Origin of the sequence: Amycolatopsis minnesotensis, assembly GCF_039529815.1 — a bacterium.
Taxonomy (GTDB): Bacteria; Actinomycetota; Actinomycetes; order Mycobacteriales; family Pseudonocardiaceae; genus Amycolatopsis; species Amycolatopsis minnesotensis.
On the sequence record NZ_BAAANN010000032.1, the window covers coordinates 1 to 14,918 of the forward strand.

Annotated in this window: 10 protein-coding genes; 4 read left to right on the forward strand and 6 right to left on the reverse strand. The window is 70.0% G+C overall.

The features are described from left to right. Window positions 1-267: 267 nt before the first annotated feature. On the reverse strand, window positions 268-1,461 hold the full coding sequence (locus tag ABD256_RS32260) for an FAD-dependent oxidoreductase (protein ID WP_344427993.1): 1,194 nt from the start codon (window positions 1,459-1,461) through the stop codon (window positions 268-270). Between the two features lie 73 nt (window positions 1,462-1,534). Here ABD256_RS32260 and ABD256_RS32265 point away from each other — a divergent pair, with 73 nt between their 5' ends. From ABD256_RS32265 to ABD256_RS32275, 3 genes are all read left to right on the forward strand, one after another. Then, a complete protein-coding gene (locus ABD256_RS32265; RefSeq protein ID WP_344427698.1) occupies window positions 1,535-2,011 on the forward strand; it encodes a MarR family winged helix-turn-helix transcriptional regulator in 477 nt (158 codons plus the stop codon). Between the two features lie 99 nt (window positions 2,012-2,110). Beyond that, entirely contained in the window at window positions 2,111-8,008 is a 5,898-nt protein-coding gene (locus ABD256_RS32270) for a DUF7507 domain-containing protein (RefSeq protein ID WP_344427701.1), read from the forward strand. A gap of 140 nt (window positions 8,009-8,148) precedes the next feature. Then, entirely contained in the window at window positions 8,149-9,591 is a 1,443-nt protein-coding gene (locus ABD256_RS32275; RefSeq protein ID WP_344427704.1) for a sugar porter family MFS transporter, read from the forward strand. On the opposite strand, the gene ABD256_RS32280 is transcribed toward ABD256_RS32275, so the two are convergent. The 4 genes from ABD256_RS32280 to ABD256_RS32295 all read right to left on the reverse strand — a co-directional run bounded on the left by ABD256_RS32280 (window position 9,588) and on the right by ABD256_RS32295 (window position 13,461). After that, window positions 9,588-10,175, reverse strand: a complete 588-nt coding sequence (locus ABD256_RS32280; protein ID WP_344427707.1) for a TIGR03086 family metal-binding protein — start codon at window positions 10,173-10,175, stop codon at window positions 9,588-9,590. The genes ABD256_RS32275 and ABD256_RS32280 overlap by 4 nt on opposite strands. 316 nt (window positions 10,176-10,491) lie before the next feature. Beyond that, window positions 10,492-11,253, reverse strand: coding sequence for a crotonase/enoyl-CoA hydratase family protein (locus ABD256_RS32285; RefSeq protein WP_344427710.1), 762 nt, complete (start codon window positions 11,251-11,253; stop codon window positions 10,492-10,494). Further along, window positions 11,253-12,863, reverse strand: coding sequence for an acyl-CoA dehydrogenase family protein (locus tag ABD256_RS32290; RefSeq protein WP_344427713.1), 1,611 nt, complete (start codon window positions 12,861-12,863; stop codon window positions 11,253-11,255). The genes ABD256_RS32285 and ABD256_RS32290 overlap by 1 nt, the downstream gene beginning before the upstream one ends. Then, window positions 12,850-13,461: a TetR family transcriptional regulator gene (locus tag ABD256_RS32295; RefSeq protein WP_344427716.1), complete on the reverse strand. Its 612-nt coding sequence runs from the start codon at window positions 13,459-13,461 to the stop codon at window positions 12,850-12,852. Before ABD256_RS32295 ends, ABD256_RS32290 begins: the two co-directional genes overlap by 14 nt. A 57-nt stretch (window positions 13,462-13,518) precedes the next feature. Between ABD256_RS32295 and ABD256_RS32300 the strand changes: the two genes are divergently transcribed. Then, entirely contained in the window at window positions 13,519-13,899 is a 381-nt protein-coding gene (locus tag ABD256_RS32300) for a nitroreductase family deazaflavin-dependent oxidoreductase (protein WP_344427719.1), read from the forward strand. On the opposite strand, the gene ABD256_RS32305 is transcribed toward ABD256_RS32300, so the two are convergent. Beyond that, on the reverse strand, window positions 13,850-14,893 hold the full coding sequence (locus ABD256_RS32305; RefSeq protein ID WP_344427722.1) for a cation diffusion facilitator family transporter: 1,044 nt from the start codon (window positions 14,891-14,893) through the stop codon (window positions 13,850-13,852). The genes ABD256_RS32300 and ABD256_RS32305 overlap by 50 nt on opposite strands. Window positions 14,894-14,918: the final 25 nt, after the last annotated feature.

Consider the following 14,918-nt stretch of genomic DNA (forward strand, 5'->3'; position numbering starts at 1 on the left):
CTCAACTGGCTCACCCCCAAAGAAAAACTCACCATGCTACTGTCCTAAATAGAGCATGTTGCGACCACCGCATGAATCCGCCCGTCCTTCGGGGCATGTGACGCCGCGAACTCGGCTCTCATTGCGCGGGGGGTGGCGCTGCTGATGCCCCGAAGGTGCCCTTTGCGGCGTCTGGTTCCCTCAAGGGCGCCTTCGGGGCATGCGCAGCGGACCTCGCCTCGACCCCGATAGGAGCATTCTTCGGGGTATGGAGCAGGCGCCCGCCGGTCAGGCGGTGACCGGGGTCGCCCAGTCGATGTGGTGGGCCCACATCCACTCGCCGGCGTCCTGCCCCGCCTTCGGGTTGCGGAAGGCGCGCCGCAGGAAGGCATCCCGGATCAGGTGGCTCACCGGGCCGCTCATCTTGTTGCTGCCGTTGCGCTTGCCCTGTTCGACGACCCGTTCCACACGCGCGCGGCGCAGCTTTTCGTAGTGCCGCAACGCTTCGGGGACCGTCGAATCGCGCAGGCACCGGCCGAGCGTGACGGCGTCCTCCAACGCCATCGCGGCGCCCTGGCCCGCGGCGGGCGAGGTGGCGTGCGCGGCGTCACCGATGATCACCATGCGGGCGGTGCGCCAGTTCGGCACGCTCGGGAAGTCGTAGGTCGACCACGGCGTGGAGATCTCCTCGGTCGCTTCGATGACCGCCCCGATCGGCGAGCGATCGCCCGCGGTCAGCCGCAGCAGCTTCGCGCGCCACTCCTCGCTGGTGATCCCGGCCAGCTCGGACTGGGTCGGTTCGCGGCGTCGCGGCAGGTTGGCGAACCACCACACTTCGCCTCCTGGCCGCGGCACGTAGGCGTGGAACAGGCGCTTGCCGAAGGTCATGTGCATGACGCCCGGCTCGCCGCCGACCTCGACATCGCGGGTGAAGCCGCCGGTGTTCAGCAGCGGGATGTACCGCGGCGCGGGCGCGGCGGGGTCGATGATTCGGCGCACCTGTGACCGCAGGCCGTCCGCGCCGATCAGCAGGTCGCCGTCGGCCTCGGTGCCGTCGGCGAACCGCGCGCGGACGCCGTCGGCCGTTTCCGACGCGCTGACCAGCCGTTTCCCGTACTCGGTGTGGACGCCTCTGCGCACGGCCTCGTCGCGCAGCGCGACGTAGAGGTCCGAGCGCCGGACCGTCTGGCTGACGGTGCCGTCCGGCATCGCGCCGCCGAGCGGGAACTCGGCGAGCCGGTGCCCGTCGCCGAGGCTCAGCGACATCTTCGGCGTGTCGAAGCCGAGCCCCTTGACCAGGTCTTTCAGGTCCAGGGCGTCGAGTGCGTCGAGCCCGTTGACGGCGAGGGTCAGGAACGCGCCGACGCCGTCGGCGCTCCGGTCGTACGCCTCGTAGAGCCGCACGTCGTGGCCCGCTTTGCGGAGTGCCATCGCGGTCACGGTGCCCGCGATCCCGCCCCCGATGATCAGCGCCTTCGCCATGTCCTTCATCCCCTCGAACCTCTTAGAAACTAATTCGTTTCGTCGAACTAAATAGTGGGTTAGAATCCCGGGCGTGTCAAGCCGCAAGGAACAGCTCGTGGGCAAGGTGCTCGACGGTGCCCGGCTCTGGTCGACGGAGACCGTCATGTTCCACACCGCCATCGCCGAGACCGCGGGGCTTTCGGCCACCGAGTCGAAAACCGCCGACTACCTGGACCGGCTCGGCCCGCTCACGCCGAAGGAGCTGGCGAAGCACTCCGGCCTCGCCCCCGCCTCGGTCACCGCCCTCATCGACCGGATGGAGCGCAAGGGCGTGGTCCGCCGCCGCCCGCACCCCGGCGACCGGCGCAAGGTGCTGGTGGAGATCGACTCCGACGGCCTGCGGGCGGACGTGCACCTGTGGGACTTCCTGATCTCCTCGGTGGTCAAGGCGTGCGCGAGCTATTCCGAGGCCGAGCTCGACACGATCGTCCGGTTCATCGGTGAAGCCACGGAAATCACCCACGAAGCAACCGCGCGCCTGCCCGGCCACACGAAAGAGATCACCTAGCCGGGTGGCTTTGTCCACTGTGGAGATAACGAAAGCGCCCGAATCGGCGACACATGACAAGATCCGATCGTCACGTCGCCTTGTTCGGGGGTCACGCGCATGTCCGTTGCGGGCAGGTTGTTTCGCATTCTGCTGGCCTCGTTGGTGGCGTTCGCGGGGGTGACGCTGGTCGACGCGCCCGCCGAAGCGGGCGTGGTGAAACCGTTCGCGCTGAACTTCAACAAGACGCTCTACGGCGACTTCCTGTACGTCGGGAACGGCGTCACCCGGTGTCCCGTCGCCGGTGACGGTGCCCCGCTGACGGGGAACAATCCGTTGTCAGCGTGCGCCGCGACGGCGGACCGCACCGACACGAGGGTGAACGACAACTACTTCATCCAGTGGACCGATGTCGATTCCGATCCCGGCACGTTCAATTCCAGCCGTGCCGCGGTGACGATTCCGCCCGGCGCCAAGGTCGAATTCGCGCGGTTGAACTGGGCAGGCAACACCGGTGTCTACAACCTTTCCCCCGGGTTCCCGTCGAACGTCCCGATGTGCCAGCGGCGGAACTTCGACACGCCCGCGATCCTGCCGCCGGGCACACCCGCGAACCAACCGGTCCGGCTGACCGTCGGCGGCGGGAAGGCCGCCGATATCGCGCCCGGTTCCTACACCGAGGACCCGTCGGCCAGTTACAGCGGCGGCCAGTACTACTCCGCCTACGCCGACGTCACTTCGGCGTTCGCGGGGGCGCCGACCGGGTCCGCTCTGGACCTGACGGTCGGGAACGTGTGGGCGCCCAAGGGGTTCAACTGCATGGGCGGCTGGTCGATCGCGGTCGTCTACTCCTACCCCGAGCGCAACGCCGACCACGCGCCGAACAAGCGCGAGGTGTTCGTCTACGACGGGCACGTGCGGCAGAACAGCACGGACCCGACCACGAACGCCACGGTCAGCGGGTTCCGGGCCGCCGCGGCGGACGCGCACGTCGGCGTCACCGCCTACGAAGGTGACTGGGGCATTTCCGGCGACCGCTTCCTGATCAACGACACCCCGCAGCGAGAGCCCGACACCGGCGATCCCAACAACTACTTCATTTCCAATACCAACGGGGCGACCGAACCCGGCGCGAAGAACAATTTCAGTGTGGACGCGAAGTCGTTCAAGACCGCGGCGATCCCGGCCGGGGCGACGAGCGCGAGACTGGGATTCGGCACGACCGGCGATTCCTATCTCGCGCAGAACCTGGCCTTCTCCACGCCGGTTCCCGAACTGCAGATCACCAAGACCGCGTCGCCTGCCGTGGTCCACGAGGGCGAACCGGTGACGTTCACGATCAAGGTCACGAACCCGAGCGGTGCGCCCGCTTCCGGGGTGCGGGTCGAGGATCCGGCGTATCCGGCGTGCGCGAAGACGATCGGGAACCTGGCAGGCGGCGCGAGCACGACGTACACGTGCACCGCGACCGCGCCCGGCGACGATTTCGCCAACACCGCGAAGGTCAGCGGCAGAAGCGCACTCGACGAGCCGCTCGACGGGTCCTCGACCACCACGGTCGACGTGATCCACCCCGCCGTCGGCATCACGAAGAAGGCCGACAAGCCCGCCTACCGCGCGGGCGACCGGGTGACCTTCACGGTCCGCGCCACCAACACCGGCGATGTGCCGCTGACGAACGTGACCGTGGCCGACCCGAAGACGGCGAGCTGCGCGCGCACGCTCCCGGGTTCGCTCGCCGCCGGCGCGTCGACGGAGTTCACCTGCACCACGACGGCACCGGTGGCGGGTGGCGTGAACACCGCGACGGTGACCGGCGCCGATCCGCTCGGGAAGCAGGTCACCGCGACCGCCGACGCGCCGGTGCCGGTCATCGCGCCCGCGATCGAGGTCACCAAGACCGCCGATCCGGTGACCATCCACGCCGGGGACAAGGTGACCTGGACCATCACCGTGAAGAACACCGGGGACAGCCCGCTGAACCCGGTGAAGCTGACCGACGACACCACGACCGCGTGCAGCAGGACGTTCGGTGCGCTCGCGCCGGGCGCCGCCCAGACCTATTCGTGCACGGCGAACCCGTCGAACACCACCACGAACACGGTCACCGCGGACGGCACCGACGCCTCGGGCCAGCACGTGACCGATACCGCGTCCGCCACGGTCACCGTGATCAACCCCGGCCTCACCATCGAAAAGTCCGCGAATCCGGCCGTCGTGCACGCGGGTGACCAGGTGACGTTCACCATCACGGTGACCAACTCCGGTGACGTGCCGCTCGCCGATGTGTCCGTTGTGGACAATCGGACGCCTTCGTGCGCGCGGACGATCGGCGCACTGGTGCCGAAGGGAACGCGGACGTTCACCTGTACCGCGCCCGCGCCTGCGGACGACTTCACCAACACCGCCACCGCCTCGGGCAAGGACCCGATCGGCCGCGAGGTGACGGTGACCGACGACGCCGTGGTCGACGTGATCCACCCGGCGGTGACGATCACGAAGGACGCCACCCCGACGGCGGTCCGCGAGGGCGACACGGTCACCTACGCGATCACCGTCACGAACACCGGCGACGTGCCGCTGTCGAACGCACGGGTGGCCGACGACCGGACTCCTGCCTGCGCGCGAACCTTCGATTCGCTTGCACCACAAGGAAAACAGACCTACCAGTGCACGACGGTCGCCGGCGCGCAGGGCTTCACCAACACCGCCACCGTCACCGGAACCGACCCGATCGGCGGTGCTGCCAAGGCAACCGACGACGCGACCTTCACCGTGCAGCAGCCCGCCGTCACGATCGCCAAGGACGTGCGCGGCGGCCCGTTCCGCGAAGGCGACACGGTCACCTACGCGATCACCGTGACCAACACCGGCGACGTGCCGCTCACCGGGGTCGCGGTGACCGACCCGCTGGCCCCGGACTGCGCGAGGACCTACAGCGGCACGCTCGCGGTGAACGGGACCTGGACCTTCGAGTGCACCAGTACCGCTCCCGCGGACGATTTCACGAACGTGGCGACCACGACCGGAACGCCGCCCGTCGGGCCGCCGGTGACCGCGACGGACGACGCGAAGGTGAGCGTGATCCACCCCGCGATCGCCATCCAGAAGGACGCCGCGCCCGCCGTGGTGCGCGCGGGTGACACCGTGACCTTCACGATCACGGTCACGAACACCGGCGACAGCCCGCTGTCCGACGTCACGGTGGCCGACCCGGTGGCCGCGTCCTGTGCGAAGCACCTGGGAACGCTTGCCCCGCAAGGGAAGCAGACCTACCAGTGCACGATGGTCGCGGGTGAGGGCGACTTCACCAACACCGCGACGGTCACCGGCACCGACGGCAGCGACCGGCCGGTGACCACGGCCGACGACGCGAGCGTGGACGTGATCCATCCCGCCGTCGAGATCCGGAAGGACGTCGCGCCCGGCGAGGTGCGCGAGGGCGACACGGTCACCTTCACCCTCACCGTGACCAACACCGGCGACGTCCCGCTGACCACTGTGTCCGTTGTGGACGATCGAACGCCCGCCTGCGCGAGCACGATCGGCGCGCTCGCGCCGAAGGACACCCGTACCTACACCTGTTCCGTCGTCGCGGGCGCGGCCGGGTTCACCAACACCGCGACCGTCACCGGCACGGATCCGACCGGCCGGCCGGTGACCGACGAGGACGACGCGTCGTTCGTGGTCCGCCATCCCGGCCTGTCCATCACCAAGGACACCGTCGGCGGCCCGTTCCGCACCGGTGACCAGGTGACCTTCCGGATCACCGTGGCCAACACCGGTGACGGTCCGCTGCGCGCGGTCACCGTGGTGGACCCGGTCGCCGCGGACTGCGCGCGCACCTTCGCCGAGATCGCCGCCGGTGCCTCGGAAACCTACGAGTGCACGATGACCGCGCCCGGCGACGACGTCGTGAACGTGGCGACGGCGACCGGCACCCCTCCGGTCGGGCCGCCCGTGACGAGCACGGATGACGCGAAGGTCGACGTGATCCACCCGGCCGTCACGATCACCAAGGACGCGTCGCCGACCACCGCGCGCGTCGGCGAGACGGTGACCTTCACCCTCGTGGTGCGCAACACCGGTGACGTGCCGCTGACAAATGTGTCCGTTGTGGACGATCGGACGCCGTCGTGTGCCCGCACGTTCGACCGGGTCGAACCGAGCGGCGTGGAAACCTACACCTGCACGGCCGCGGCGGGCCAGGACGACTTCACCAACACCGCGACGGTCACCGGCACCGAGCCGACCGGCCGCACCGTGACCGCGGCCGACGACGCGAGCGTGGACGTGATCCACCCGGCGGTCACGATCACCAAGGACGCCAACCCGGCGGCGGTCCGCGAGGGCGACACCGTCACGTTCACCATCACCGTGACCAACACCGGAGACGTGCCGCTCACCGACGTGTCCGTTGTGGACGATCGAACCCCGGCCTGTGCGAACACGATCGGCACCCTCGCGCCGCAGGGCACGAGCACGCACACCTGCACCACCGTGGCGGGCACCACCGGGTTCACGAACACCGCGACCGTCACCGGCGACGATCCGACGAAGCAACCCGTGACCGCCACCGATGACGCGACGTTCACCGTGCAGCACCCCGGGATCGCGATCACGAAGGACGTCCGAGGTGGACCGTTCCGCGAAGGCGACTCGGTGCCGTTCACGATCACGGTCACGAACACCGGGGACGTCCCGCTGACCGGGGTGACGGTCGCGGACCCGATCGCCGCGGAATGCGCGCGGTCCGTCGGCGACCTGCCGGTGGGCGGGAAGCGGACCTACCCGTGCACGATGACCGCGCCCGGCGACGACGTCACGAACGTCGCGACGGTGACCGGAACCCCGCCGACCGGGCCGCCCGTGACGAGTCAGGACGACGCCGAGGTCGACGTGATCCACCCGGGTGTCGAGATCCAGAAGGACGCGTCGCCGCCGCTGGTGCGGCCGGGCGAGCAGGTGACCTTCACGATCACCGTGACCAACACCGGAGACGTGCCGCTCACCGGTGTGTCCGTTGTGGACGATCGGACGCCCGCGTGCGGGTTCACCGTCGCCACGCTCGCGCCGAACGCCACCGAGAAGCACACCTGCACGATCACCGCGACCGAGGACGTGACCAACACGGCGACGGTGACCGGGGACGATCCCACCGGCCGGAAGGTCACCGGCACCGACGACGCCGAGGTCGACGTGATCGGGCCGGGCATCACGGTGACCAAGACCGGGCCGGCGAAACCCGTGCTACCGGGCCAAAAGGTCACTTTCACCGTGGTCGCGAAGAACACGGGTGACGTGCCGCTGGTGAACGTCAAGCTCGACGACCCGGTGGCGAAGGGCTGCTCGGCGGAGATCGGCTCACTCGCCGTCGGCGCGGAGTCGAAGCCGGTCACCTGCGAGCTGACCATGGGCGACGCGGACATCACGAACACCGTCACGGCCACCGGCGACGACCCCACGGGCAAGCCGGTCGACGCCACCGACGACGCGGTGGCGAAGGTCGCGAAGCCGGGCCTCGACGTCACCAAGAAGGCGTCCGCGGAGACCGCTCGGGCGGGCGAAACCGTCACGTTCACGCTGACCGCGACGAACACCGGCAACGTCGACCTCGTGCCGGTGAAGGTGAGCGACCCGACGCTGCCGGTGTGCGATCGGACGTTCGACAAGCTCGCGGCGGGCGCGAAGCAGGAGTGGACGTGCACCACCACCGCGCCGCAGACCGGCGAGCTGGTGAACGTCGCGACCGGCACCGGCACCCCGGACACCGAACAGCCGGGCGACCCGGTGCGCGACACGGGCACCGCGAAGGTCGCCGTGCACACGCCCGAGGAACCCGGGGTGCCGGGAACACCGGGCGAACCGGGCACTCCCGGCGCCCCCGAGCCGGGCGGACCGAGGAAGCCACTCGCGAAAACCGGTGTCGACGTGCTGATTCCCGGTCTCGCGGGCTTCGGGATGGTGCTCATCGGCGCGGCGCTCGTGTTCGCGGGAAGGCGGACACGCCGTGACTGAGCCGGGTGGTCCACCTCACCATCTGGTATGGCATGGTCCAGACCATGTGAGAGGTTGACCCAGACGGGTGTGCGCCGCCGCGCCGTTTGCGCGGGCGGTGTCGCACGAGGTCGGAATCGATGCGGATTGCGGGTGTGGCCGTGAGCAGTACGGCGATCGGGAAGCAGGGATCGGGGGCCGAGCACCAGCACTTGGCCCATGTCGTGTTCATCGCGGGCGCCGCCGCCGTCGGCGGGTTCCTGTTCGGCTACGACAGCTCGAACATCAACGGCGCCGTGCTCGGCATCCAGAAGCACTTCGAGGTGGGGCAGGCCGCGACCGGGCTCACCGTGTCCAGCGCGCTGATCGGCTCCGCGGTCGGGGCCTGGTTCGGCGGGCTGCTCTCCGATCGCATCGGCCGCATCCGCACCATGCAGCTCGCCGCGGTGCTGTTCCTGGTCAGCGCGATCGGCGCGATGTTCCCGTTCAGCATCTGGGACCTCGCGATCTGGCGCGTGGTCGGCGGGATCGCGATCGGTGTCGCCTCGGTGATCGGGCCCGCCTACATCGCCGAGGTCGCCCCGCCCGCCTACCGCGGCAGGCTCGCGTCGCTGCAGCAGCTCGCGATCGTGCTCGGCATCGGGGTGTCCGCGCTGGTCAACTGGGTGATCAAGGACTTCGCGCCGCTCGGGCCGGACGGCAGCCACGACCTCAACGGCTCGCTCGGCGGCCTCGAACCGTGGCAGTGGATGCTCGGCGCCGCCGCGGTGCCCGCGATCATCTACTTCGTGCTCGCGTCGGTCATCCCCGAATCGCCGCACTACCTGCTTTCCATCGGGAAGACCGGAAAAGCGCGCGCGGTTCTGTCCGAAGTGGAGGGTATCGAGGACGACGAGGCGCTGGACGCCAAGGTCGCCGACCTGCGCCGCGGGATGCGCACCGAACGGCGGTCGAGCGTGAAGAGCCTGCTCGGCGGGAGGTTCGGGCTGCTGCCGATCGTGTGGGTCGGTATCGCGCTCGCCGTGTTCCAGCAGTTCGTCGGGATCAACGTGATCTTCTACTACTCGGACACCCTGTGGCACTCCGTCGGCCAGAACACCGATTCGCTGCTGATCTCGATGGTCAGCCCGGTCATCAACATCATCGGCACCTTCATCGCGATCGCGTTCATCGACCGCGTCGGCCGGAAACCGTTGCTGCTCATCGGTTCCGTCGGCATGGCGATCGGACTCGGCGTGGCAGCCATCGCGTTCGGCAACTCGGTGAAGGTCAACGGCGAACTGAGCCTGCCGGGCGCGTGGGGCCCGGTGGCGCTGGTGTTCGCGAACGTCTTCGTGCTCTCGTTCGCGCTGTCGTGGGGCGTGATCCTGTGGGTGCTGCTCGGCGAGATGTTCCCGCTGCGCATCCGCGGCGCCGCGCTGGCCGTCGGCACGGCCGCGAACTGGGTGGCGAACTGGCTGGTCACGGTCAGCTTCCCGAGCATGGGCGACTGGAACCTGAGCGTCACGTACTGGATCTACGCCGCGTTCGCGCTGCTGTCGATCCCGTTCGTGCTCAGGTTCATCCGCGAAACCAAGGGCACCGCACTGGAGAACGTCGCCTAGCGTCCGGGCTGGATCGAGCGCCCGAGGTGGGCCATCAGCCGGGTGGTGGGGGTCGACGGTTCGGGCACGGGCTTGGCCGGCCCGAAGCCGCCCGGCCGCCGCAGCATGTCCTCGGGCACCGACGCCACCAGGGCGCGGCAGAACGCCAGCGCCTGCTCGGGCAGCTCGACCAGCCGCCCCTGCGAGCGGTGCACGTCCCAGCTGTGCAGGGTCAGGTCGGAGACGGGAAAGGTGAGCGCACGGCGAAGCGGGACCGCACCCTCCGGGGATGCCCGCGGTGTGTCCAGGTCGGCGCCGGGCAGCGCGTCCCGCAACCGCGCGGCCAGCTCGCGGAGCCGCGCTGCCGGGTCCTCGTACATCCAGTCCGCGGGATCGGAGGGACCTGGCCGGATCTCGCCGTCCTCGACGTGCGTCACGATCTTCGTGGCGCTTCCGGTGGCGTGCGCGACCAGCTCGCGCACGCTCCAGCCCTCGAGGTTCGACGGCTCGTCCCAGCTTTCCGGCGGCGTCTGCTCCACCGCGGCGAGGAACAGGCCCAGCGCCTCGGTGGCCATCGCGCCGATCGGTGCGGTTGTGTCGGTCATGGTCGAACGATAGGACCCGCCCCCGACAATTCCGGTGCCGCGGGGTACCGCGCGGAAGACTTTGTTGCGAGGGCGCGTGGCCGCGAGGGGCGAGTTCGCGGCGTTGGATTCCCTGAAGGCGTCCTTCAGGGATCCCGGAGGTGTACGAGAATGCCCTTTCGTGCGCCTGGGAGCCCCCGATTTCAACGTTACCGGGTGGCACCGACATTCCTGGTGCAGCGCGGGCCGGATGCGTTCCCGCGCTGAAGGTCGCATGCGGGGTGTGAGCGGGCGACGCGGCAGTCGGAGGTCGCTTTTCGGGGTGCGGCCGAGAAGTCTAGGTGAAGGAGCCGTGCCTGCCTTCGCCGTCGGCGAAGCGTTTCGCTCCGGCGAGGGTGTCGGCCGCCAGGGACGTCAGGCCGTGCCGGTACTCCGCCACCAGAGCATCCTTTTCGGACAGTCCGTTCTGGTCCATCAGGGAGAGCCGGTCCTCCCGCAGGCAGGTCTGCGGGAAGCCGGCGATCTCGGCGGCCAGCCGTTCCGCGGCGACGCGGGACTGGCCCGGTTCGCACACCCGGTTGACCAGGCCCATGCCCAGTGCTTCGGCCGCGTCGACGGGGCGGCCGGTGAGCACCAGGTCCATCGCCCGGCTCGAACCGATCAGGCGCGGCAGCCGCACCGTGCCGCCGTCGATGAGCGGCACGCCCCACCGGCGGCAGAACACGCCCAGCACGGCGTCCGGTTCGGCGACCCGGAGATCGCACCACAGCGCCAGTTCCAGCCCGCCCGCGACGGCGTGCCCCGCGATCGCGGCGATCACCGGTTTGCCCAGCCGCATCCTGGTCGGTCCCATCGGGCCGTCGCCGTCCTCGGTCAAGGAGTTGCCGCGTTCGGTGCCGACGGCCTTCAGGTCGGCGCCCGCGCAGAAGGTGCCGCCCTCGCCCCACATCACGGCGACGGAAGCCTCCTCGTCGGCGTCGAATTCGCGGAACGCGTCAGCCAGCATGGCGGCGGCCGAGCCGTCGACGGCGTTGCGCTTCTCGGGGTGGTCCAGGATCACCGTGGTCACCGGGCCCTGCCGTTCGATGCGGACGCCCATCAGGAAGCCCTTGCCCTGTCGATGATCGCGGCAGTGTCCACACCGGACGGCAACGTGCCGAAGGCGACGCCCCAGTCCCCGCCGAACCGCGACGCGCAGAACGCGTCGGCGACCGCCGGGGCGCCGAACCGCACCAGCAGCGAGCCCTGCAGCACCAAGGCCATGCTCTCGACGATCCGGCGCGCGCGGTATTCGATGTCCGCGAGATCGGAGAGGTCCTTGCGCAGCCGCGCGTGCGCGTCGTCGAGGCGCGAATCGGCGCCCGCCGCCAGTTCGACCTCGGTGAAGAAGGCGTCCACTGTGTCCGGTTGCTTCGCCATGGCGCGCAACGCGTCCAGTGCGGCGACGTTGCCCGAACCCTCCCAAATGGACATCAGCGGCGCTTCGCGGTAGAGCCGCGGCATCCCGGACTCTTCGACGTATCCGTTGCCGCCAAGGCATTCCAGTGCCTCGGCCGCGTGCGACGGCGCGCGCTTGCAGACCCAGTACTTCGTCACCGCGAGGCCGAGCCTGCGGAACGCCTGCTCCTCGGGACGTCCGGTGGCGCCCGCGAGCCGCATGCCGACGGTCGTCGCGGCCTCCGACTCGAGCACGAGATCGGCCAGCACGTTCGCCATCAGCGGCTGCTGGTCGAGCGCCTTGCCGAACGCGTGCCGGTGCGTCGCGTGGTGCACGGCCTGCACGGTCGCGGCGCGCATCCCCGCCGCGCTGCCGACCGCGCAGTCCAGCCGGGTGTTATTGACCATCTCGATGATGGTCCGCACGCCACGGCCCTCCTCGCCGACGAGCCAGCCGACGGCGTTCTCGTACTCGATCTCCGACGACGCGTTCGACCGGTTGCCGAGCTTGTCCTTCAAGCGCTGCAAGCGAAGCGCGTTGCGCGTGCCGTCGGGCAGCACGCGCGGCAGCAGGAAGCACGAGAGCCCGCCCGGCGCCTGCGCGAGGGTGAGGAACAGGTCCGACATCGGCGCGGAGGTGAACCACTTGTGGCCGACGATCCGGTAGGTCCCGTCGCCGTTCGGGCGCGCGGTCGTGGTGTTCGCGCGCACGTCGGAGCCGCCCTGCTTCTCGGTCATCGACATGCCCGCGATGAGCCCGCGCTTGGTGCCGGGCTCACGCAGGCCGTAGTCGTATTCCCGCGCGGCGAGCAGCGGTTCGTACTTCGCCGCCAGCTCGGGGTTGTGCCGCAGCGCCGGAATTGCCGCGTACGTCATCGAAACCGGGCAGGAATGGCCTGCCTCGACCTGGCCCCACACGTACATCTTCGCGGCGCGCGCGGCGTGCGCCGACGGCCGGTCGTCCCGCCACGGCGCGCCGTGCAGGCCGTGCGAAACCGCGACGCGCATCAGGTCGTGCCAGTGCGGGTGGAACTCGACCTCGTCGATCCGGTTGCCGTACCGGTCGTGCGTGCGCAGCACCGGTTCGTTCTCGTTGACGAGCCGGCCCCACTCCCGCGCTTCCTCGCCGCCGGCGAGCTCGCCCAGCTCGTGCAGCTCCGGTTCCGCCCAGCCCGCGCCTTCGCGGTCCAGCGCCGCCAGCAGCGCCGGATCGGCGGCCACGTCGTGCCCGTGCAGCGGCGGAACCTGGTTGGTGACCTCATGTGTGGGCATCCGAACCTCCAAGCGGGGAAATCGCCCGTACGGCGAAGCGGCAGAGTTCTTCGATGGCGGCGGCGTCGCCCGAGGTGAGCGGTCCGATGAGCACTTCGGCGAACGCGCCGACCAGCCCGGCCGCGGTGATCGCCGGATCCTGCGGGGTCAGCTCGCCCGCGCGCACGCCGTCGGCGACGTGCCTGGCGACGATGTCCCGGAACGCCTGCCGGAACACCAGCCGCTCGGTCTCGATGGGCGCGTCGACGGGCTCCGCCAGCAGCGCGTACGCCAGCCGCGGTGCCTTCAGCGCGCGCCCGGCGAACGTGTTCACCACCGCGAGCACCCGTTCGCTCGCGGTGCCCGGCCGGTCCGCGGCGGCCGCGACGGCGTCGACCTCGCGGGTCACCACGCGCCGGAACAGCTCGACGACCAGATCGGCCTTCCCGGGGAAGTGCTGGTAGACGCTGCCGGTGGCGACGCCGGCCTTCGCCGCGACGGCCGCCATCGAGCAGCCCGCATAGCCGCTTTCGGCGAGCAGTTCCGCGGCCGCGTCGAGGATCGCGGCCCGCTGTTCGTCGAGTCGCTGCTGGACCTTCGGCGTCCGTCGGTAGGGCACATCAAGAAGTGAAGCACTGATTCAGTGCTTCAGGCAAGGACCGGTAAAATCATTCGGATGCGGCTGCCCCCGCGCCTCGCGCGCCTCAACTGGTACCTGCCCCAACCAGTGCAGCGCGTGTGGGCGGGGCGAGCGCCGGGGCTCGGCCTCGTCCGGTATCGAGATCGGACGACCGGCACCTACCGCAGCGTCCCGGTCACGGCCTTCCGCATCCAGGACGGGTTCGTGCTCCCGCTCCCCGACGGCCCCGGTGTCGACTGGGTGCGGAACTTCAAGCGGGCCGGTGGTGGCGGCATCCGGCACCAGGGCCGCTACTACGTGATCGGCACGCCGGAGGTGCTGCCCGCCGCCGAGCTGGAAGGCGATCTGACCGAGGACGGGGAAGAGGTCATCCGGCTGCTCCAGGCGACGGAGGTGCTGCGGGTCCCGATCCGGTAGCCGGGTTCCAGCGCGTCGCCACTTCGTCGCCGTAGCGCGCGAGTACGCGGGCGCGCAGGTCGGGATCGTTGCGGGGCACCGGTTCGATGAAGACCTCGGTGACGTCGTTGAACTTCTCGACCAGCTCCGCGGCCAGCCGGACGCACACGTGCTCGACGTCGGACGCGCCGAGCGAGTCGTCGAAGTCCACGCGCGTGCAGACGAGCACCTGGTCGGTGCCCATCAGCATGGTCTGCAGGTCGACGAGCGCCTCGATCTCCGGTGTCGCGATGATCGCCCCGCCGATCCCGCGGACCAGCCTCGGGTCGGCCTGCCTGCCGATCAGCAGGCCGCGGTTCGTGCGGCCCAGGAGGTAGGCGACCACGGCGAGCAGCAGCCCGATCGCGATCGAGGCCGCGCCGTCCCACGCCGCCGAACCGGTGAGCTGGTGCAGCCCGAGCCCGGCGAAGGCGATCACCAGGCCGACGAGCGCGGCCGAGTCCTCGAACAGCACGGTCTTCGGCGCCGGGTCGTCGATCAGGCGCAGGTACTCGCCGAGCGTCTGCCGCGCCGCCGCGGATTCCCGGCGCACCTGCCGCACGGCCTGCACCCACGACACCGATTCCATCGCGAACGCCAGCGCCAGCACGAGATAGCCGACGATCGGCGCCGTCTGCTCTTCGGGCTCGCCGAAGATCGTCGAAAAGCCTTCGTAGAACGAAAACATCGCGCCCGAGGCGAAAATGGACACCGCGGCGAGCAGCGACCAGAAGTACCGTTCCTTGCCGTAGCCGAACGGGTGCACGCGGTCCGCGGGGCGGTCGGAGCGGCGCAGCGCGGTGAGGAGCAGGACCTCGGTGATGGTGTCCGCCACCGAATGCGCGGCCTCGGAGAGCATCGCGCCGGAACCGGTGATCACGCCCGCCACCAGCTTCATGATCGCGATCGCCAGGTTGACGCCGCCGGCGAGCACCACGGTGAGCGTGCTCTCCCCGCCCTTTTCTGCCTCGGTCACCGGCCGATCGTAGTGCGCGCCCGCG